Raw genomic sequence first — 18,788 nt, 5'->3', positions numbered from 1 at the left:
GCCCGGCCCGCGGGCCGGGCACCCCCGGGCGGGGGCTCAGGAGTGCCGCAGCGGCGTCGCAGCGGTCTCGCAGACGGGGGAAAGGACTCTCTCAGGTGAGAGCCAGTACGTACGCCACCGCTGCCGCCGCCGAGGCGACGGTCCGTATGTGGTTCCACCTCGTCCACTCGCGCACATACCGCGGCCAGTACGCGGCCGCCTCCTCGCTGTCGGGGTCAAGCCCGAGCAACACGTCGTTGCGCGGCACGTGCGCCGCCCTGGTCACCGCGAAGGAACCCGCCAGATACAGGACGCTGCCCACGACCAGCTCCACGGCTCCCCGCTCCGGCCACACCACGAACGTCACCACCGCGATCACCGCGCACACCACCGCCGACCCGAGGAACACGATCATGAAGGGGGGACGTACCGCGGCCACGTTGATCCCGTTCATCGCGGCCACCCCCCGCGCCGGCGGCAGTGCGGCCAGCCCCCTCATCACGAAGGTCGAGAACGCACAGAACACCCCGGCCACCAGGGCGGTCCCGAGCACACCCAGCACCGTCAGAGCGAAATACGGTCCATCGATCACGCCGGCCTCAACTCCCGCATCCGGCCGGACTCTTGCCCGGCACCACCTGCCACCATCTGAGAACCCCCGCACGAGCAGACCGCCCACGGCCGAGCCACGCGGATCATGCGCGAACGCCCCATGGCGCCGGTGATGCGCGAACCCCCCATCGCGCCGGTCCTGCTCGAACACCTCGTCCCGCGTGGACGTGCGCGCGCACGACCAGCGGACTCACGCCGCTCACCAGCTGCTCACCCGACGGCCGCCTCATGCTCCGTCCCACCACCCTGCGCCTCCGTTCCACGACCCCGCGTCCCCTCTTCGCGGTCCCACGCCTCCGCCTCGCCGTCTTGTTCCGTCTCCGCGGTCCGCCATCCCCGCAGTGTCCGCTCCGCGGCCGGCGCGATCCGCCGCCGCGCCTCGTGCCGGGGCACCCCGCCCATCAGCAGGTCGTCGTACGGCGTGTCCACATGCCGTACGGACGCAGCGACCGCCGAGGTCACCGCGCCCTCGGACAGCGCCCGTCCCGCCGCGCTGCGGCCCACGCGCCCGCTGCCCCGCACCGAGGCGTGTGCAGCGATCTCGTCGGCCCGGTCCGCCGGGCATCCGGGGAAGAGCCGCCGGATCTCCGCCGCGAACGCCCGCGTGAACCGCACGTCCTCGGCGGCCCGCCGCCGCGCGTCGCGCACCCGGCGCCGCCGCCGTGCCTCCGCGTCCGCGAGACACCGCCGCTCGGCTCGGGCGAGCCCCGCCTCCTCGACCAGGACGCCCTGCCGCTCGTATCTGCTCCTGCGCCGGTTGAACCGCACCACCACCGCCGACAGTGCGCTCTCCTCCCGCGACCGGCGGGTCAGGGCCGTGTCACCGCGCGGCACGAACACGAGGTGCCCCAGGTCGGCACAGTCCAGGCACCGGGGCACTCCGTCCTCCAGTACCAGCATCGGCAGGGGCCCGCCGCCGCACTCCGCGCAGTGCCGTCTCCGCAGCGGCTGCACGACGAGAAGCCCGCGGTGCGGCGAGGAGGTCACAGGAGACGCCATACCTGTTCCCTTCCCCGCGCGGCGGCCGGAGCTACGGGCATCGCGGCGGGTCGCCGGCGTCAGCGCCGGGTCCGTGCCGGTGCCGGCGTCCGTGTCCCCGCGCCTGTCGCGCGTCTCGGGGCGGAACGCGGCCCCGCCTGCCCCTGCCGCATCATGGGGCGTGTGCGACTCGAAGCGATCACCTGGGACCGGCTCGGCGACCTCCTGGCCGAGCGGCTGCTCGACCTGAAGCCGGCCGACGGCAGCCCCTGGCCCCGCATCGCGTTCGACGGCGCCCCGGCCGCCCGTCCGGGAGACCTCGCCGAGCGGGTCGCGGAGGCCCTGCGCGTACGCGGCCGCCCCTCGCTCGTCGTCGGAACCGAGGGCTTCCTGCGCCCCGCCTCGGTCCGCCTGGAGTACGGCCGCCACGACGTGGAGGCCTACTACAACGGCTGGTTCGACACCGGCGCCCTGTGGCGCGAGGTCTTCGGCCCCCTCGAACCCGACGGTGACGGCCGCGTCCTGCCCGACCTGTGGGACCCGGTCACCGACCGTGCCACCCGCAGCCCCTACGTCCAACTCCCGCCCGGTGGCTTCCTCCTGCTCCACGGTCCCCTCCTGCTGCGCCACTGGTTCCCCTTCGACCTGAGCGTGCACCTCCTCCTCTCACCCGGTGCCCTGCGCCGCCGTACCCCCGAGGGCGAGCACTGGACGCTTCCGGCCTTCGCGACCTACGACGACGAGACGGACCCGGCCGGCGCCGCCGACGTCCTGGTGCGAGCGGACGATCCGCGCCATCCGGCGTGGAGCGGCTGACCCGGGCAGACGAGGTCCTGCCACGCGCCGTGCGGTGCCCGCCCGGGCGCCCGGGTGCGTACTCCGGGGCGTACGGCGAGAATGAAGGGCGCCGGTATCCGCGGCGCGCCCGGCGCCGCCTCGGCCCGCCCGGCCCCACTCCGCGCCGCGTGGCCACCGGAGTCTGGAGGTACGCCATGACCACCGCCGCAGACATCATGCACCGTGGTGCCCAGTGGATCCCCGCCCACGAGACCCTGGACCGCGCCGCCCAGTTGATGCGCGAACTGAACGTCGGAGCCCTGCCCATCAGCGACCAGGACGAACGGCTCTGCGGCATCCTCACCGACCGGGACATCGTCGTCGGCTGCGTCGCCATGGGCCACGACCCCGCCCGGGTCACCGCGGGCGAGATGGCCAAGGGCACCCCGCGCTGGATCGACGCGGGCGCGGACGTCGGCGACGTGCTGCGCGAGATGCAGGAGCACCAGATCCGACGGCTCCCCGTCATCGAGGACAAGCGCCTGGTCGGCATGATCAGCGAGGCCGACCTCGCCCGGCACCTGACGGAGGACCAGCTCGCGGCCTGGGCCGAGAACGTCTACGCCGTGCCCCGCGGCCGCACCTGACCCGGCCGCCCCACACCCCGCGGGCCCATGCTCCTTCCGCTCCCCGGCCCAGCCTGCGCGCCCCGGTCCGCCTGACCGTTCCGGGCGTCGGTCAGAGCCAGCCGTTGTGCCGGAACCCGCGGTACAGCACCAGGCACGCCAGGGATATGACCCCCATCATCAGTCCGTAGCCGAACCGCCAGTGCAGCTCCGGCATGTGGTCGAAGTTCATGCCGTACACCCCGCAGACCATGGTCGGCACGGCGATCACCGCGGCCCAGGCCGTGATCTTCCGCATGTCCTCGTTCTGTGCGACCGTCACCTGCGCGAGGTGCGCCTGCAGGATCGAGTTGAGCAACTCGTCGAAGGCGGCGATCTGTTCCTTGGCCCTGTGCAGGTGGTCCGAGACGTCGCGGAAGTACGCCTGTATCTCGGGACCGACCACCTGTATCGGCCGGGTGGCGAGATCCTCCAGCGGACGCCCGAGGGGGACCACCGCCCTTTTCAGCTCCAGGAGTTCACGCTTCAGCTGGTAGATGCGTCCCGGGTCGGCCCGCGCGCCGTTCTCCGCGAACACGTCCGTCTCGACCTGGTCGATGTCCTCCTGGACCGAGTCGACGACGCTCAGGTAGTCGTCGACCACGTGGTCCGCGATGGCGTGCAGCACCGCCGCCGGGCCCTTGGCGAGCTGCCCGGCATTCGACTCCAGCTCCTCCCGCAGCGGACCGAGCGACCCGTGCCGGCCGTGGCGCACCGTCACCACGAAGTCCCGGCCGACGAACACCATGATCTCCCCGGTGTCGACCACCTCACTGGTCGCTGTGAGCTCCTCGTGCTCGACGTAGCAGACGGTCTTGAACACCGCGAACAGTGTTTCGCCGTAGCGCTCCACCTTCGGCCGCTGATGGGCCTCGACGGCGTCCTCGACCGCCAGCGGGTGGAGGTCGAACAGCTCGGCGATGCCCGCGAACTCGCGGTCCGTCGGTTCGTGGAGGCCGAGCCAGACGAAACCGTCACGATGCTTGCGCACCCGCTCCACTGCGTCGACCAGATCGGTGCCCGCGGGAATCCGGACACCGTCCCGGTAGGTCACGCAGTTGACCACGGACGTACCCAACGGGGACCGGGCCGGGTGGCTCAGGTCGACGCGCGGGCGCCGCCTGGCCAGCCGTGCCACTCTGCGGAGGCCGCCCACCCTGCCGAGGCCGGTCACCTTCCGCAAGTTCCCTGCCATGGACATCCGGATCTCCTCGCGTGGATCCCCCTGCGCCGTGTTCCCGCGCCCTGGCGGGCAAGTCTGCCAGGTCGGCGAGAAGCCCGTGGAAGCCTGTGGGAACGTGACGTTCCGCTTGGTTCCCGGCTGTGGACAACGGGACTTCGCGCCGCGAGCCGCAGGACCGGAAAGGACGGTGGGTGAGATCTCGACGCCGTCGAGCGTGGGCCGCTTCGGACAAGCCGTGCAACTGGGATGATCGCGGCATGACGCGATCAGACCGGTACCTCCTCGACAACCGGCAGTCCGAGGCGGGCGAGCGTTTCGACGCCTTCGCCACCGTCTTCGACCCCACGACGTTCCGGCACCTCGAAGCGCTGGGCGTCGGACCGGGCTGGCGCTGCTGGGAGGTGGGCGCCGGCGGCACCTCGGTGGTGTCCTGGCTGGCCAAGAAGGTCGGGCCGACCGGCCGGGTCCTCGCGACCGACATCGACATCTCCAGAGTCGCCCCGGTGGGACGGCCGCCGGTCGAGGTCCAGGTCCACGACGTGGGGGCGCAGGAGGCGCCGGAGGACGGGTTCGACCTGGTGCACGCCCGGCTCGTCCTCGTTCACGTGCGGGAACGCGACGCGGCGTTGCGGTCCATGGTCAAGGCCCTGCGCCCCGGCGGCCGGCTCCTCGTGGAGGACGGCGACCCCGCCCTGCAGCCACTGCTCTGCCCCGAGGAGTACGGCCCCGAGCAGCAGTTGGCGAACCGGCTCCGGCACGGCTTCCGCGAACTGCTCGCCGAGCGGGGCGCCGACCTCTCCTACGGTCGCCGGCTGCCGCGCCTGCTGCGCGAGGCCGGTCTGCTCCGGGTGGAGGCCGACGCCTACTTCCCCCTCGCCTCACCCGCCTGCACCGCCCTGGAATCCGCCACCGTCCGTCAGATCCGCGACCGGCTCGTCGCCACGGGCCGCGCCACGGACGAGGACGTCGACCGCCATCTGGCGAACATCGCGTCCGGCACGATGGAACTGGCCACCGCGCCCATGATCTCCGCGTGGGGGCGCAAGGCGTAACCCCACGACGGACCTCGAACGAGGGCGGATGCCACCCCGGCCGCCGTCCGCGGCTCGCCGGAGCGACCGGCGCCCCGGATGCCCGGCACGCCCAGGCGCACGAGGCCGCCCCGAACGCCCTGGCCCGCGACGCCAAGCGAACGTCACTCCGCTGCGGGGGGTGGTCTGCCGCCCACCCGCTGCACGGCCAGCGCTCCCGCCCGGCACCCCTCGCGTGCCGCGTCCTCAGCGGTGGCGCCCGCGAGGAGGCTGGCCAGGAACGCGCCCGTGAAGGCGTCACCGGCTCCCGTCGTGTCGCAGGGGGTCACCGGTACGGCGGGGACACGGGCCCGCACGGCGCCGGAGCGGGCGATCAACGCACCGTCCGCCCCCTGCTTGACCACCACCAGCGGGACCTGGCGGCTGAGCTTGGCCGCCGCGTCCGCCGGATCGGCCAGCCCGGTCAGCAGACACGCCTCGTCCCGACTCGGCAGCAACACACTCACCCCCTCGGTGAGCGCCAGGAACCGGTCGACGCCCAACTGCTCCAGGAAGCCGGCCGACGCGGGATCGAGGCTCACCGGCACGCCCCGCGCGCGTGCGGACGCGACGGCGACCGCCACCAGCGCCCGGCTCGGTTCGGAGAACAGGAGGTAGCCCGACAGATGCAGTCGTACGACGCCGTCCAGCAGCGCGTCCGACCAGTCGTCGGGGTCGAGGCGCAGGGAGGCCCCGCTGTCGGTGAGAAAGGTCCGCTCCGCCGCGGCGCCCGAGTCGACCAGACATATCACCGTGCCGGTCGGCGCCAGCGGATCGACGACGAGCCGGGACCGCACTCCACAGGCCGTCAGCTCCCGCTCGTGCCAGCCGGCCGTGTCCGCGCCGACCCGGCCGAGCAGGCGTACCTCGGCGCCCCGACGGGCGGCCCAGCAGGCCACGTTGGCACCAGCGCCGCCGGGCAGGGTCCGGATCGCGGAGGCCGTGTCCGTACCCGGTGCGAGGGGCCCCCGGTGCCGGGCCACGACGTCCGTGATCACGTCTCCCACGACCAGCAGGGCGCCGGCCGGCCCGTCGGTCACGCCGCGGCCCAGGCCGCCGCGATCCGTGCGGCCAGCCTCACGTTGCCGCGCACCGCCGCCAGGTTGGCGCTCAGCGAGGCGCCGTCGGTGTGGCGCACCAGGTAGTCCAGCAGGAACGGGGTGACCGCCTGACCGGTGACACCCCGCTCCTCGCAGGAGTGCAGGGCGTCCGCGAGCACGCGCGCGTGCAGCTCCGGGTCGAGCTGCTCCTCCGCGGGCACCGGATGGGCGACGATCAGCGCCGACTCGTGCACGTCCAGGGCGTCCTGGGCACGCATGACGGCCGCCACCTGCTGTGGGCTGTCCAGCGTCCAGTCCACGGGGTGGCCCGAGTCGGACAGATAGAAGCCGGGGAACCGGTCCGTGCCGTATCCGGCCACGGCGACCCCCAGCGTCTCCAGTCGCTGCAGGGTCGCCGGCACGTCGAGGATCGACTTCACGCCCGCGCACACCACGGTGATGCGCGTACGCGCAAGCAGACCGAGGTCGGCCGACTCGTCCTGCGTGAGCGTCCACTCCCGGTGCACACCGCCGAGCCCGCCGGTGGCGAACACCCGGACCCCCGCCAGGGCCGCCAGCTGGGCCGTCGCCGACACCGTGGTCGCCCCGCTCACCCCCGAGGCCACGGCGAGCGGCAGGTCGCGGTGGCCCAGCTTGCGGATGCCGTCCTCGTTGGCGACCCGCTCCAGCTGATCCTTGTCGAGACCCACGTGAGGCCGTCCGTCCAGCACGGCGATCGTCGCGGGCACCGCGCCCTCGCGTCGTACGACGTCCTCCAGCTCCAGCGCCACCTGCAGGTTGCGCGGGCGTGGCAGCCCGTGCGCGATGATCGTGGACTCCAGGGCCACCACGGGTCGACGCGCGTCGACCGCGTCCCGCACCTCTTCCGACACCCTCAGCACCACGCGCCTGCCTCCTGTCCGTCGGTCTTCTCTCATCTCTGGCGGGCGGCGCGCCCGGCCAAACCCTTGCGGCCGGTGGAGCAGGACACCAGCCTGGTGGCCATGACGGACAACACGACTCGTCTCGACCACATCGTCCTCTGGGTCCGCGATCCGGTGGCCTCGGCCGACTTCTACGAGAAGACGGTCGGCATGGAACCTCTGAGGATCACCGAGTTCGCCGCGGGACAGACGTCCTTCCCCTCCGTACGACTCAACGAGGAGACCATCTTCGACCTCGCGCCCCTGTCCCTCGCGGAAGGCATGAACATGCTCCCGGGTGCCGGGGACAGCGCCGGCCATGCCGTGAACCACGTCTGCCTCGCCCTGCGCGAGGACGCCTTCGACGCGCTGCGCAGCCGCCTGGAGGAGCGGGCCGTCCCGGTGTCCGACCTCTCCTACGACTCCTACGGCGCCCGGGGCCTGGCCAGGCGCAGCTTCTACTTCCGGGACCCCGACGGGAACGTCTTCGAGGCGCGGCACTACGCCTAGCGCACCCACGGGTCCGCGCGCAGTCCGGCGCGAGCAGCGCGGCCGCGACGACGCGTGCGCGGACCCGAGGTGCCCGGCTCCTGGACTCCCGCACTCCTGGAAGAGGCTCCTGGACCCCCGCACTCCTAGAAGAGCGGCTCCGGCAGGACGCCCTCCAGTGCGAGCAGCTTCCGCTTGGTCTCCAGACCGCCCCCGAAGCCCCCGATGCCCCCGTCGCGCTCGACGACCCGGTGGCAGGGCACCACGACCGGCAGCGGGTTGGAACCCATCGCCGTCCCCACCGCCTGGGCCGCACCCGGCTGGCCGACGCGCCCGGCGAGATCGCCGTACCCCACGACCGTGCCGTACGACACCCCGGACGCGAGTTCCCGCAGCACCTGCCGGTTGAAGCCGGATATCAGCGACCAGTCCAGCGGCAGCTCGAAGTCACGGCGCCTGCCCGCGAAGTACGCCTGGAGCTGGTCCGCCGCCTCGGCGAGCACCGGGGAGCCGGGCGCCTCGACGGGCTCGCGGCCCAGCCGGGAGGCCAGCCGGTCGAGCGCCCGGTCACGCACCGCCTCGGTGGCGTGGAACACGACGTTGACCAGCCCCTCCGGGGTCGCGGCCAGCAACAGGGGACCGATGCCGGTGTCGACGACGGTCCACACGACCCGCTGCTCGTACTGCCGATGGCTGTCCATGCGCCCACCGTACGGCCCGCCACTGACAACGCCCGGAGAGCGCGGTGGCACCCTCGGGGGGCCGGGGCGGGCTCACCATCCGCGCAACGCCCTCGGGAACCCGGGGCGGCTTTCACCATCCGCGCAACGCGCCCCGCACCACGTCGGGCCGGTTGGTGATGACCCCGTCGACGCCGTCCCCGGAGGCCCGCAGCGCGGTCGGCGCGTCGTCGACGGTCCAGGTGAAGACTTCCAGTGGCCGGCCGTGCGGTCCGGTGAGGGCGTGGACCGCGGCGACGTAGTCGCGGGACACGGAGGCGTACGACGGGTTGATCCGGTCGGTGAACGCCGCGTACGCGGGCAGTCGCGCGGGTGCCGGAGCGCCGAGGAAGGCGGTGGTCACGGCCGGTTTCAGAGCGTGCACCGTCCCGATGCTGTCCGCGCTGAAGCTCTGCACGACCAGCCGGCCTTCGACATGCCGCCGGTCGAGCCAGCCCTCGTTGCCGAGCAGCTTGAGGGTCTCGCGTTCGATGCCGGGGTACAGCTCCGGGTTCTTGATCTCCAGAAGCAGCTTCTGGTGGTTGTGCTCCACGCGGCGCATGTACTGCTCCAGGGTCGGCACGCGCGCGCCCGCGTAGGCCGGGCCGAACCAGCTCCCCGCGTCCAGGCGGGCGATGTCGGCGGCGGTGAAGTCCCTCACTTTCCATGGCGCCCGCCCGGGGAACACCTCCTCGGCGTCGGTGGTGCGCCGGAGCGTGTCGTCGTGGATGACGACGAGGGTCCCGTCCTTGGTGCGCTGGACGTCGTTCTCGACCCAGGCGATGCCCATCCGGGCCGCCCCGTCGACGGCGGCCAGGGTGTTCTCGGGCGCGTACGCGGAGGCACCGCGGTGGGCGATCACCCCGGGGCGGGCGAACTCCCCGGGGCGGCGGTCGCCGACCTCGTGGGCCAGGGCGCCGGAGGCGGGCAGCAGGAGGGCGACGGCCCCCAGGAGCGCGGTGGTCGTGGCGGCAACGGCGCGCGCGTGCATGCGTGCTCCTCGCGTCGGAATATCACGGACAGCTTCACTGTGACAGCACAAGGTCACCATAAGGCGGGCGCAGAATGGCCACAGACCTCATGGGGCCGCTCCAACTCCGCTCACCGGTGCCGCACAAGTGGGGTAAGGACGTGTTTCTTTGCCTGAAAATCGTTCGACCATTCCGGTGGCAGTCATACTCTCTGCCTCGGCCCTGACCGCCCGGGCGGTCCTGGGAAGAGGCGCAATTCAGAGATTCCGGGACGGAACAAGGCGGAAGGGTGGCCGCGCATGCAAGGCACGGTCGACGGCTTCAGTTACGGGCTCGTCACACCGCTGGTGGCCTACTTCATGGCCTGCCTCGGCGGGGCCCTCGGCCTGCGCTGCACCACCAGATCCATGCTCGTCACCCACTCCTGGCGGCCCGGCTGGCTCGCTCTGGGATCGGCGGCGATCGGCTCCGGCATATGGACCATGCACTTCGTCGCGATGATGGGGTTCACGGTCAGGGAGGCGCCGATCCACTACGACAAGCCGACGACCTACGCGAGCCTCGGCGTCGCCATCGTGATGGTGGGCGTCGGGATATTCATCGTCGGCTACCGCGGCGCCAGGGGGACGGCGCTCTTCACCGGGGGCACCATCACCGGCCTCGGCGTGGCGTCGATGCACTACCTGGGCATGGCCGGCATGCGCCTCAACGGGAAGCTGGAGTACAACACCCTCACCGTGGGCGCGTCCGTCGTCATCGCCGTCGTCGCGGCCACCGCCGCACTGTGGGCCGCCGGCCAGGTCAGAGGGTTCGCGTGGAGCGTGGGCGCGAGCCTCGTCATGGGGCTCGCCGTCAGCGGCATGCACTACACCGGGATGGCCGCGCTCAGCGTCCATCTGCACGGCACGGCCGAGCCCGGCTCGGGGGACTCGCACGCGAGCCTGCTCGCCCCCATGCTCATCGGCCCGCTCGCCTTCCTGCTCCTGGCGGGTGTCGTGGTCATGTTCGACCCGCTGATGGTGATGGGGAAGCCCGACTGGAGGCCGGTGGAGAACAAGCCCGGCGTCCCCGCACGCAGCGCCGTCCGGCATCCCCACGCCCACTCCGCGCCGCTCTCCCGCCAGGCCGGGCAACACGACCACAGCAGCGCCCGCACCCCGCAGAACCGCTGATCCGTCCGCGTTGTCAGTGGCGGGTCGTACGGTTGACATCATGCGGCCCGTTTCCAACATCGAACGCACGGTGGCGCCCTTCGAGGTCGTCAGCCCCTACCAGCCCAGCGGCGACCAGCCGCAGGCCATCACCGAGCTCGCCCGGCGCATCGAGGCGGGCGAGAAGGACGTCGTCCTGCTCGGCGCCACCGGCACCGGCAAGTCCGCCACCACCGCGTGGATGATCGAGAAGCTCCAGCGCCCCACCCTCGTGATGGCGCCGAACAAGACGTTGGCCGCCCAGCTGGCGAACGAGTTCCGGGAACTCCTCCCCAACAACGCCGTCGAGTACTTCGTCTCGTACTACGACTACTACCAGCCCGAGGCCTACGTCCCCCAGTCGGACACCTACATCGAGAAGGACTCCTCGATCAACGAGGAGGTGGAGCGCCTGCGCCACTCCGCGACCAACTCGCTGCTCACCCGCCGCGACGTCATCGTGGTCGCCTCCGTCTCCTGCATCTACGGCCTCGGCACCCCCCAGGAGTACGTGGACCGCATGGTCCCGCTCAAGGTCGGCGAGGAGTTCGACCGGGACCAGCTGCTGCGCCGCTTCGTCGACATCCAGTACACGCGCAACGACACCGCGTTCACCCGCGGCACCTTCCGCGTCCGCGGCGACACCATCGAGATCTTCCCGGTCTACGAGGAGCTCGCCGTCCGCATCGAGATGTTCGGCGACGAGATCGAGGCGCTGTCCACGCTCCACCCCCTCACCGGCGAGATCATCAGCGACGACCAGCAGCTGTACGTCTTCCCGGCCTCCCACTACGTCGCCGGCCCCGAGCGTCTGGAGCGGGCCGTGAACGACATCGAGAAGGAGCTCGGGGAGCGCCTCGCCGAGATGGACAAGCAGGGCAAACTCCTGGAGTCCCAGCGCCTGCGCATGCGCACGACGTACGACCTGGAGATGCTCCGCCAGATCGGATCCTGCTCCGGCGTCGAGAACTACTCGATGCACTTCGACGGCCGTTCGCCCGGCTCCCCGCCCAACACCCTGCTCGACTACTTCCCGGACGACTTCCTGCTCGTCATCGACGAGTCCCACAACACCGTCCCGCAGATCGGCGCGATGTACGAGGGTGACGCCTCCCGCAAGCGGACCCTGGTCGACCACGGCTTCCGGCTGCCGTCGGCCCTGGACAACCGCCCCCTGAAGTGGGAGGAGTTCCAGGAGCGCGTCGGTCAGACCGTCTACCTGTCGGCGACCCCGGGCAAGTACGAACTCTCGCGCGCTGACGGCACCGTCGAGCAGATCATCCGTCCCACCGGCCTCATCGACCCCGAGGTCGTGGTCAAGCCGACCGAGGGCCAGATCGACGACCTGGTGCACGAGATCCGGGACCGCGTCGAGAAGGACGAACGGGTCCTGGTCACCACGCTCACCAAGAAGATGGCCGAGGACCTCACGGACTACTTCCTGGAACTCGACATCCGGGTGCGTTACCTCCACAGCGACGTGGACACGCTGCGCCGCATCGAGCTGCTGCGGGAGCTGCGGTCCGGCGAGTACGACGTCCTGGTCGGCATCAACCTCCTCCGCGAGGGCCTCGACCTGCCCGAGGTGTCGCTGGTGGCGATCCTCGACGCCGACAAGGAGGGCTTCCTGCGCTCCGGCACCTCGCTGATCCAGACCATCGGCCGTGCCGCGCGCAACGTCTCCGGCCAGGTCCACATGTACGCCGACAGGATCACCCCGGCGATGGAGAAGGCCATCGAGGAGACCAATCGCCGCCGGGAGAAGCAGGTCGCGTACAACACGGAGCGGGGCCTCGACCCCCAGCCGCTCCGCAAGAAGATCAACGACATCGTCGCCCAGATCGCGCGCGAGGACGTCGACACGGAACAACTGCTCGGCTCCGGCTACCGCAAGACGAAGGACGGCAAGGGCGCCAAGGCCCCCGTGCCCGCGCTCGGCGGCAAGGCGGCCAAGGGCAGGGGCAAGGCCAAGGAGACGGTGCCGACCGACCGTCCCGCGGCCGAACTCACCCAGCAGATCGAGGACATGACGGCACGTATGCGCGCGGCCGCCGCCGACCTCCAGTTCGAGGTCGCCGCCCGGCTGCGCGACGAGGTGCACGAGATGAAGAAGGAGCTGCGCCAGATGAAGGAGGCGGGCTTGGCCTGACCCGCGCCGGAAGGCCCGGCCGAAGGGCGGCCGCGGCCGCCGCGTTCGCGGTGTGTTGCAAGAACGACACAAAGCGTGGACCGGGGTACGGCACTGTCGGTGGCTCTGCGTAGGGTTCTGCTCATCCGCGGACTCCGCGGCAACAGGGGACAGTTCGAGAGGGGATCAGCGCGTGACCGTCAACATGACCAAGGGTCAGGCCATCAGTCTGCAGAAGAGCGACGGAGGCACCCTGACCGCGGTGCGGATGGGTCTCGGCTGGCAGGCAGCTCCCCGGCGCGGCCTGTTCGGCTCGCGCACGCGGGAGATCGACCTCGACGCCTCCGCCGTGCTGTTCGCGGACAAGCAGCCGGTCGACGTCGTCTTCTTCCGCCACCTGGTGAGCGACGACGGCTCGGTGCGCCACACGGGCGACAACCTGGTCGGTGGCGCCGGCCAGGGTGGCGACGACGAGTCGGTCCTCGTCGACCTCCAGCGCGTCCCGGTCCACATCGACCAGATCGTCTTCACCGTGAACTCCTTCACGGGCCAGACCTTCCAGGAGGTGCAGAACGCGTTCTGCCGCCTCGTCGACGAGACCAACGGCCAGGAACTCGCGCGCTACACGCTCGCGGGCGGCGGCGCCTACACGGCCCAGATCATGGCCAAGGTCCACCGGACGGGCCAGGGCTGGACCATGACCGCTCTCGGCACTCCGGCCAACGGCCGGACCTTCCAGGACCTGATGCCCACGATCCTGCCGCACCTGTAGGCAGACCGGCGGGCGGCACACGACACCACAACACGGCGACACAGCCGACACGGGGGGAGAGGGCGATGACGGCCGAGCTGGTGCGGGGGCAGAACCACCCGCTCTCCCAGGTCCGCCTCGAGATCCGGGTCTCGGCCGGCACCCCTGTCGTCGCCGGGGCCACGCTCGGGGACGAGCAGGGCAGGGTCCACGGCACGGAATGGGTCGCCCACCCCGGCGCCCCCACCCTGCAGGGGCTGGAGGTCTCCCAGCAGGCCGCGTCCGACCACCGCCTCGCGGTGGATCTGGACGCCATGCCGGAGGCCGTGCACCGGATCAGTGTGCTGCTCGCTCTGCCCGCCGCGAGCGCCGGAGGTCCGGTGCGCTTCGGCGCCGTCGCCGCCCCCTTCGTCGCGGTCACCGGCCTGGACGGCACCCCGGTCGTCAGTTACACCCTCACCGGCCTGGAGGCCGAGTCGGCCGTCGTCGCCCTGGAGCTCTACCGCAGGCAGGGCGCCTGGAAGGTCCGCGCCGTCGGCCAGGGGTACGCCGGCGGTCTGACCGAACTCCTCACCGACCAGGGCCTGCCCCAGGCCCGCCGACTCGCCGACGGCATCAACGAGGCCGTGGCGCGTGGTCTGGCCCGTTCGTTCCCGGCGCCCGTCCCCCGTACGGCGGACGCCGACCGCACCCGCCGGCCGGCCGTCTCCGGCCCCGACCCCGACGGCGCCGCCGCCCAGGATGCCTCCGCGTCCCAGGGCGGCTCCGTACCGCCGCAGCCGGCCGGGTCCTTCGGTACCCAGGCCCCGCACTCCGGCACGCAGGTACCCGGCACCCCGGGCCGGTCCGCGCCGCTGCCGTCGCATCAGGGCGGGGCGGCAGCGGGGGAGTCCGCGACCGTCGGCGGGCCGTCCGCGCCCACCGCGGACACCGGCCCGATCAGCTACAGCCACCCCCGCCGGCAGAACGCGGCTCCGCCGTCACCTCCGCCGACCGTGCCCCCGGCCCCACCCGGACAGCACCCGCAGTCCGTCGCCGGGGACGCCACCGGCTGGTCCATGGACGAACGGCTCTACAACCAGGTGTGGGGCATGTTCGAGGATCTCGCCCGCACGGCGGCGGCGTACCGCAGCGCCGTCGATTTCGCGGACTCGCGCATGGAGAAGGAACTCGACCAGGTCCTGTCCGATCCGCGCAGCCGCATCGGCGGCCAGGGCGACTCCGCTCGCGAGGCGGCCCGCGCCAAGCACGCCCAACTGGTCGACCAGGCGAAGGAAGCCCTCGACCGGGACCTCGCCCAGCTGACGGCGGAGGCGGGAGTGGTGGAGCCCGCACTGCCGCCGGCCTACGCGCGCTGGGACAACCCCGTCTGGCACGGCTACCGCGTGCCGATGGAGACCCCCATGGCGCTGCGCCTGGGCGACCTCCACCTGCCGGAAGCCGCCCGGCTGCGCATCCCCGTGCTGGTCCGGCTCCCGCTGGAGCGTGGTCTGTGGATCGACAGCGGACGCAGCGAGTCGCTCGACGCCGGCTTCGCCGACGCGGACGAACTGCGCCGCCTCGCGCTGGACACGGCGGTGGCGCACGCCGCCCGACTGCTCGCCGTACACCCGGTGGGCGACTTCAACGTGCACGTCATCGACCCCGCCGGTTCGGGGGCGCAGGCTCTCGCACCCCTGGTGGCGACCGGCGTGCTCGCCGCCCCGCCCGCCAGTGGCGCCGCCGGAGTGGCGGACGTCCTGGCCCGGCTCACGCAGCGCGTCGACCTGGTGCACATGGCGGTGCGGGGTGGCGCGGCCGACGCGCTCCCGCCGGGCGTCGACACCTCCGAGCAACTGCTGATCGTCAACGACTTCCCGCACGGCTTCGACGACCGGGCCGTGACCCAGTTGCGCTACCTCGCGGACGAGGGCCCGGCGGTGGGTGTCCACCTGATGATGGTCGCCGACCGCGAGGAGGCCGCCGAATACGGTCCCCTGCTCGATCCGCTGTGGCGTTCGCTCCTGCGGCTCACGCCGGTGCCCGACGACCACCTTGCCGACCCCTGGGTCGGGCACGCCTGGACCTACGAGCCCGCGCTCGTGCCGCCCGGCAGCCAGGTGCTGCAGCAGGTGCTCACCCAGGTCGCGGCGGCTCGCCGCGCGTGGAACAGATGACCACCTCACCCCCCTTCGTCAAGCACTCGTAAAGTGCCCCTACCAGCGCACTTGGCTTCTGTTTTACCAAACCCTTTACCTTTCCTTGGTGATTGGGGTAGTGTTTTCCTCACGGAGGGGAGTACTCCCTGTCTGTGCGGCGTGCCCGTCAATACGGATCTGGCCAGATCCCGGGGCGTCGGCCCGTGGACCCAGGACGCGTCACTCGCGCCCCAGGTCCGGGGTGGAAGAGACCTCCGGCAGCGACGACGCTGACATCTGCCGTTACGTACTGCCGGAGGCGCAGTGAATGTTTCCGTGACCCTCTGGGTCCTCACCATCGCGGGCCTGGCGGCCCTGATCGCGGTCGACTTCTTCATCGGCCGCAAACCGCACGACGTGTCCATCAAGGAAGCCGGCATCTGGACGGTCGTCTGGATCGCCCTGGCCGGACTCTTCGGGCTCGGCCTGCTCCTCTTCGAGGGCGGCCGACCCGCCGGGGAGTTCTTCGCCGGCTTCATCACCGAGAAGTCGCTGAGCGTCGACAACCTCTTCGTCTTCGTCCTGATCATGGCGAAGTTCGCCGTGCCCACGCAGTACCAGCAGCGGGTGCTGCTGGTCGGTGTGCTCATAGCCCTGGTCCTGCGGGCGATCTTCATCGCCGCCGGTGCCGCGATCCTCGCCAGCTTCGCCTGGGTGTTCTACCTCTTCGGCGCCTTCCTGATCTGGACCGCCTGGAAGCTCATCCAGGAGGCCCGGGCCGACGAGGAGGACGAGGAGTTCGAGGAGAACAAGCTGCTCAAGGCCGCCGAGCGGCGCTTCGGAGTGGCCGACCGCTACCACGGCACCAAGCTGTGGCTCCAGGAGAACGGCAAGCGGGTCATGACCCCGATGCTGGTCGTGATGCTCGCCATCGGCACCACCGACGTCCTGTTCGCGCTCGACTCGATCCCGGCGATCTTCGGCCTGACACAGGACCCGTACATCGTCTTCACCGCCAACGCCTTCGCCCTGATGGGTCTGCGCCAGCTGTACTTCCTCATCGGCGGCCTGCTCAGGAAGCTGGTGCACCTCAGCTACGGCCTGTCGGTCATCCTCGGCTTCATCGGCATCAAGCTGGTCCTGCACGCACTGCACGAGTCCGGGGTACACGTACCGGAGATCAGCATCCCGGTGTCCCTCGGGGTGATCTGCGGGGTCCTGGTCATCACCACGATCACCAGCCTGATGGCGACCAGGAAGCAGGCGGCGGCCGAGGCCGCGCAGGCGGCCGGCGACGATCCGGCGAAGGACAGCGTCGAGGCCTGAGCGCAGGCCGCGGACACGACGACCGGCGGGAGCGGGACCCGGCGAACAGCCGGCCACCGCTCCCGCCGGCCGGCCGCGGATCGACGCACCACACCCCGGCCGTACCGGAGTGCGACGCCTGTAGGAGTCTGCGACGATCGCTGCATGATCGCTCGGCTCGGGTCGTTCACGACACGGTGGACGGCCTTCGTGCCGGTGGTCGCGGTCGTCCTGCTGGTCCTCACCTGGGGCCGCGACCTGCCGCCCGGTGGGGTCGTCGCGCTGGTGACGCTGGTCCTGGCCGGAGCCGTGCTGGCCGCCGTGCACCACGCCGAGGTGATCGCCCACCGGGTCGGTGAGCCCTTCGGCTCCCTGGTCCTCGCCGTCGCCGTCACGATCATCGAGGTCGCCCTCATCGTCACACTGATGGTGGACGGCGGAGCCAAGTCCTCCACCCTCGCCAGGGACACCGTGTTCGCGGCCGTGATGATCACCTGCAACGGCATCGTCGGCATCAGCCTCCTCGTGGCCTCCCTGCGCCACGGCACGGCTGTCTTCAACCCCGAGGGCACCGGCGCCGCCCTCGCGACCGTAGCCACCCTGGCCTCTCTCAGCCTGGTGCTGCCGACGTTCACCACCAGCAAGCCGGGACCGGAGTTCTCCTCCACACAGCTCACCTTCGCCGCACTCTCCTCGCTGATCCTCTACGGCCTCTTCGTGGCGACGCAGACCGTGCGGCACCGCGACTACTTCCTGCCCATCACCCGCCAGGGCGAGGTGATCACCGCGGACCACCACGCCGACCTGCCGTCCGCCCGCGCCGCCCTGGTCAGCCTGGGCCTGCTCGGACTGGCCCTGATCGGCGTGGTCGGCCTGGCGAAGGGCGTCTCGCCCACCATCGAGTCCGGCGTGGAGGCCGCCGGCCTGCCGCACGCCGTCGTCGGTGTGATCATCGCACTGCTGGTGCTGCTCCCCGAGACGATCGCCGCTCTGCGTTCCGCTCGCCGGGACCGGGTGCAGACCAGCCTGAACCTCGCGCTCGGCTCGGCGATGGCCAGCATCGGACTCACCATCCCGGCGGTCGCCCTGGCCTCCGTCTGGCTCTCCGGCCCGCTCGTGCTCGGCCTCGGCCCGACCTATCTGGTGCTGCTGACCCTGACGGTGGTGGTGAGTTCGCTGACCGTGGTGCCGGGCCGCGCCACACCCTTGCAGGGCGGGGTCCACCTGGTGCTGTTCGCGGCGTACCTGGAGCTCGCGATCAATCCGTAGGCCACGCCGCCCGCGGTGGCCCGGCGCGGCACCGCCACACCCGCCGTTCCGCTCTCGTGATAGACCGTGACCGAGCGGCCGGTGTCACTGGTCCGCCGACGTCGTACGACATGTCCGAACGGACCGGAGGAACCGTGCCCCGCACCCTGGCCAACGCCCCGATCATGATCCTCAACGGCCCCAACCTGAACCTGCTGGGGCAGCGCCAGCCCGAGATCTACGGGGCCGACACCCTCGCCGACGTGGAGGCGCTGTGCGTCGAGGCAGCGGCCGGGCACGGCGGCACGGTGGACTTCCGCCAGTCCAACCACGAGGGCGAACTGGTCGACTGGATCCACGAGGCGCGGCTCGGCCACTGCGGGATCGTCATCAACCCGGGCGCCTACTCGCACACGTCCGTCGCCATCCTGGACGCGCTCAACACCTGCGACGGCCTTCCGGTGCTGGAGGTGCACATCTCCAACATCCACAAACGGGAGTCGTTCCGCCACCACTCCTACGTCTCGCTGCGCGCCGACGGCGTCATCGCCGGGTGCGGCGTGCAGGGGTACGTGTTCGGCGTGGAGCGCGTCGCCAAGCTCGCGGGGCCGGCCCGGGCCGACGCGTAAGCCCCGCCGTCCAG

General features: G+C 71.6%; 18 protein-coding genes. 11 read left to right on the top strand and 7 right to left on the bottom strand.

Translation table 11 applies throughout. The features are described 5' to 3' along the window. Window positions 1–91 precede the first annotated feature (91 nt). Both ABZT03_RS31890 and ABZT03_RS31885 read right to left on the bottom strand, forming a co-directional pair. Complete coding sequence (locus ABZT03_RS31890) at window positions 92–571, bottom strand: anthrone oxygenase family protein (RefSeq protein ID WP_356045871.1); 480 nt, start codon at window positions 569–571, stop codon at window positions 92–94. Window positions 572–801: 230 nt separating this feature from the next. Beyond that, a complete protein-coding gene (locus tag ABZT03_RS31885; protein ID WP_356045870.1) occupies window positions 802–1,590 on the bottom strand; it encodes a DUF2293 domain-containing protein in 789 nt (262 codons plus the stop codon). A gap of 153 nt (window positions 1,591–1,743) precedes the next feature. Here ABZT03_RS31885 and ABZT03_RS31880 point away from each other — a divergent pair, with 153 nt between their 5' ends. Both ABZT03_RS31880 and ABZT03_RS31875 read left to right on the top strand, forming a co-directional pair. Then, window positions 1,744–2,385, top strand: a complete 642-nt coding sequence (locus tag ABZT03_RS31880) for a uridine kinase (protein WP_356045869.1) — start codon at window positions 1,744–1,746, stop codon at window positions 2,383–2,385. A gap of 176 nt (window positions 2,386–2,561) precedes the next feature. Continuing rightward, a complete protein-coding gene (locus tag ABZT03_RS31875) occupies window positions 2,562–2,993 on the top strand; it encodes a CBS domain-containing protein (RefSeq protein ID WP_356045867.1) in 432 nt (143 codons plus the stop codon). A 91-nt stretch (window positions 2,994–3,084) separates the two neighbouring features. Here the strand turns inward: ABZT03_RS31875 and ABZT03_RS31870 are convergent, their stop codons facing one another. Next, entirely contained in the window at window positions 3,085–4,212 is a 1,128-nt protein-coding gene (locus ABZT03_RS31870; RefSeq protein ID WP_356045865.1) for a magnesium and cobalt transport protein CorA, read from the bottom strand. A gap of 239 nt (window positions 4,213–4,451) precedes the next feature. On the opposite strand from ABZT03_RS31870, the gene ABZT03_RS31865 reads away from it, so the two are divergent. Further along, window positions 4,452–5,246, top strand: coding sequence for a methyltransferase (locus ABZT03_RS31865; protein WP_356045863.1), 795 nt, complete (start codon window positions 4,452–4,454; stop codon window positions 5,244–5,246). A 143-nt stretch (window positions 5,247–5,389) separates the two neighbouring features. On the opposite strand, the gene ABZT03_RS31860 is transcribed toward ABZT03_RS31865, so the two are convergent. After that, window positions 5,390–6,304, bottom strand: a complete 915-nt coding sequence (locus ABZT03_RS31860; RefSeq protein WP_356045861.1) for a sugar kinase — start codon at window positions 6,302–6,304, stop codon at window positions 5,390–5,392. Next, complete coding sequence (locus ABZT03_RS31855; RefSeq protein WP_356045859.1) at window positions 6,301–7,209, bottom strand: pseudouridine-5'-phosphate glycosidase; 909 nt, start codon at window positions 7,207–7,209, stop codon at window positions 6,301–6,303. The genes ABZT03_RS31860 and ABZT03_RS31855 overlap by 4 nt, the downstream gene beginning before the upstream one ends. A gap of 99 nt (window positions 7,210–7,308) precedes the next feature. Between ABZT03_RS31855 and ABZT03_RS31850 the strand changes: the two genes are divergently transcribed. Continuing rightward, window positions 7,309–7,737, top strand: a complete 429-nt coding sequence (locus ABZT03_RS31850; RefSeq protein WP_356045872.1) for a VOC family protein — start codon at window positions 7,309–7,311, stop codon at window positions 7,735–7,737. Between the two features lie 125 nt (window positions 7,738–7,862). Here the strand turns inward: ABZT03_RS31850 and ABZT03_RS31845 are convergent, their stop codons facing one another. Beyond that, window positions 7,863–8,417 carry a methylated-DNA--[protein]-cysteine S-methyltransferase gene (locus ABZT03_RS31845; RefSeq protein ID WP_356045857.1) on the bottom strand — a complete coding sequence of 185 codons (555 nt, stop codon included), beginning with the start codon at window positions 8,415–8,417 and terminating at the stop codon, window positions 7,863–7,865. Window positions 8,418–8,529: 112 nt separating this feature from the next. Further along, entirely contained in the window at window positions 8,530–9,426 is an 897-nt protein-coding gene (locus ABZT03_RS31840; RefSeq protein ID WP_356045855.1) for a glycerophosphodiester phosphodiesterase family protein, read from the bottom strand. 279 nt (window positions 9,427–9,705) lie between these two features. On the opposite strand from ABZT03_RS31840, the gene ABZT03_RS31835 reads away from it, so the two are divergent. The 7 genes from ABZT03_RS31835 to aroQ all read left to right on the top strand — a co-directional run bounded on the left by ABZT03_RS31835 (window position 9,706) and on the right by aroQ (window position 18,774). Continuing rightward, window positions 9,706–10,578 (top strand): MHYT domain-containing protein, encoded by an 873-nt coding sequence (locus ABZT03_RS31835; RefSeq protein WP_356045854.1) that lies wholly within the window; start codon window positions 9,706–9,708, stop codon window positions 10,576–10,578. Window positions 10,579–10,618: 40 nt separating this feature from the next. Next, a complete protein-coding gene (uvrB, locus tag ABZT03_RS31830; protein ID WP_356045852.1) occupies window positions 10,619–12,745 on the top strand; it encodes an excinuclease ABC subunit UvrB in 2,127 nt (708 codons plus the stop codon). 172 nt (window positions 12,746–12,917) lie between these two features. Next, on the top strand, window positions 12,918–13,496 hold the full coding sequence (locus ABZT03_RS31825; RefSeq protein ID WP_356045850.1) for a TerD family protein: 579 nt from the start codon (window positions 12,918–12,920) through the stop codon (window positions 13,494–13,496). A gap of 65 nt (window positions 13,497–13,561) precedes the next feature. Next, a complete protein-coding gene (locus ABZT03_RS31820) occupies window positions 13,562–15,631 on the top strand; it encodes a TerD family protein (RefSeq protein ID WP_356045848.1) in 2,070 nt (689 codons plus the stop codon). Between the two features lie 285 nt (window positions 15,632–15,916). After that, window positions 15,917–16,918, top strand: coding sequence for a TerC/Alx family metal homeostasis membrane protein (locus tag ABZT03_RS31815; protein WP_356045847.1), 1,002 nt, complete (start codon window positions 15,917–15,919; stop codon window positions 16,916–16,918). 144 nt (window positions 16,919–17,062) lie between these two features. Then, window positions 17,063–18,166, top strand: coding sequence for an ionic transporter y4hA (locus ABZT03_RS31810; protein WP_356045846.1), 1,104 nt, complete (start codon window positions 17,063–17,065; stop codon window positions 18,164–18,166). 134 nt (window positions 18,167–18,300) lie between these two features. Continuing rightward, complete coding sequence (gene aroQ / locus ABZT03_RS31805; protein ID WP_356045844.1) at window positions 18,301–18,774, top strand: type II 3-dehydroquinate dehydratase; 474 nt, start codon at window positions 18,301–18,303, stop codon at window positions 18,772–18,774. The last annotated feature ends 14 nt before the right edge of the window (window positions 18,775–18,788 follow it).

It is taken from the genome of Streptomyces sp. NPDC005574, from assembly GCF_040605435.1.
Classification (GTDB): domain Bacteria; phylum Actinomycetota; class Actinomycetes; order Streptomycetales; family Streptomycetaceae; genus Streptomyces.
This window is presented reverse-complemented; position numbering and strand designations above follow the sequence as displayed.

Coding starts and splice junctions, on each gene's coding strand:
- ABZT03_RS31885 (WP_356045870.1), bottom strand. CDS start 1,590: ATGGCGTCTCCTGTGACCTCCTCGCCGCACCGCGGGCTTCTCGTCGTG.
- ABZT03_RS31880 (WP_356045869.1), top strand. CDS start 1,744: ATGGGGCGTGTGCGACTCGAAGCGATCACCTGGGACCGGCTCGGCGAC.
- ABZT03_RS31875 (WP_356045867.1), top strand. CDS start 2,562: ATGACCACCGCCGCAGACATCATGCACCGTGGTGCCCAGTGGATCCCC.
- ABZT03_RS31870 (WP_356045865.1), bottom strand. CDS start 4,212: ATGTCCATGGCAGGGAACTTGCGGAAGGTGACCGGCCTCGGCAGGGTG.
- ABZT03_RS31865 (WP_356045863.1), top strand. CDS start 4,452: ATGACGCGATCAGACCGGTACCTCCTCGACAACCGGCAGTCCGAGGCG.
- ABZT03_RS31850 (WP_356045872.1), top strand. CDS start 7,309: ATGACGGACAACACGACTCGTCTCGACCACATCGTCCTCTGGGTCCGC.
- ABZT03_RS31845 (WP_356045857.1), bottom strand. CDS start 8,417: ATGGACAGCCATCGGCAGTACGAGCAGCGGGTCGTGTGGACCGTCGTC.
- ABZT03_RS31840 (WP_356045855.1), bottom strand. CDS start 9,426: ATGCACGCGCGCGCCGTTGCCGCCACGACCACCGCGCTCCTGGGGGCC.
- ABZT03_RS31835 (WP_356045854.1), top strand. CDS start 9,706: ATGCAAGGCACGGTCGACGGCTTCAGTTACGGGCTCGTCACACCGCTG.
- uvrB (WP_356045852.1), top strand. CDS start 10,619: ATGCGGCCCGTTTCCAACATCGAACGCACGGTGGCGCCCTTCGAGGTC.
- ABZT03_RS31820 (WP_356045848.1), top strand. CDS start 13,562: ATGACGGCCGAGCTGGTGCGGGGGCAGAACCACCCGCTCTCCCAGGTC.
- ABZT03_RS31810 (WP_356045846.1), top strand. CDS start 17,063: ATGATCGCTCGGCTCGGGTCGTTCACGACACGGTGGACGGCCTTCGTG.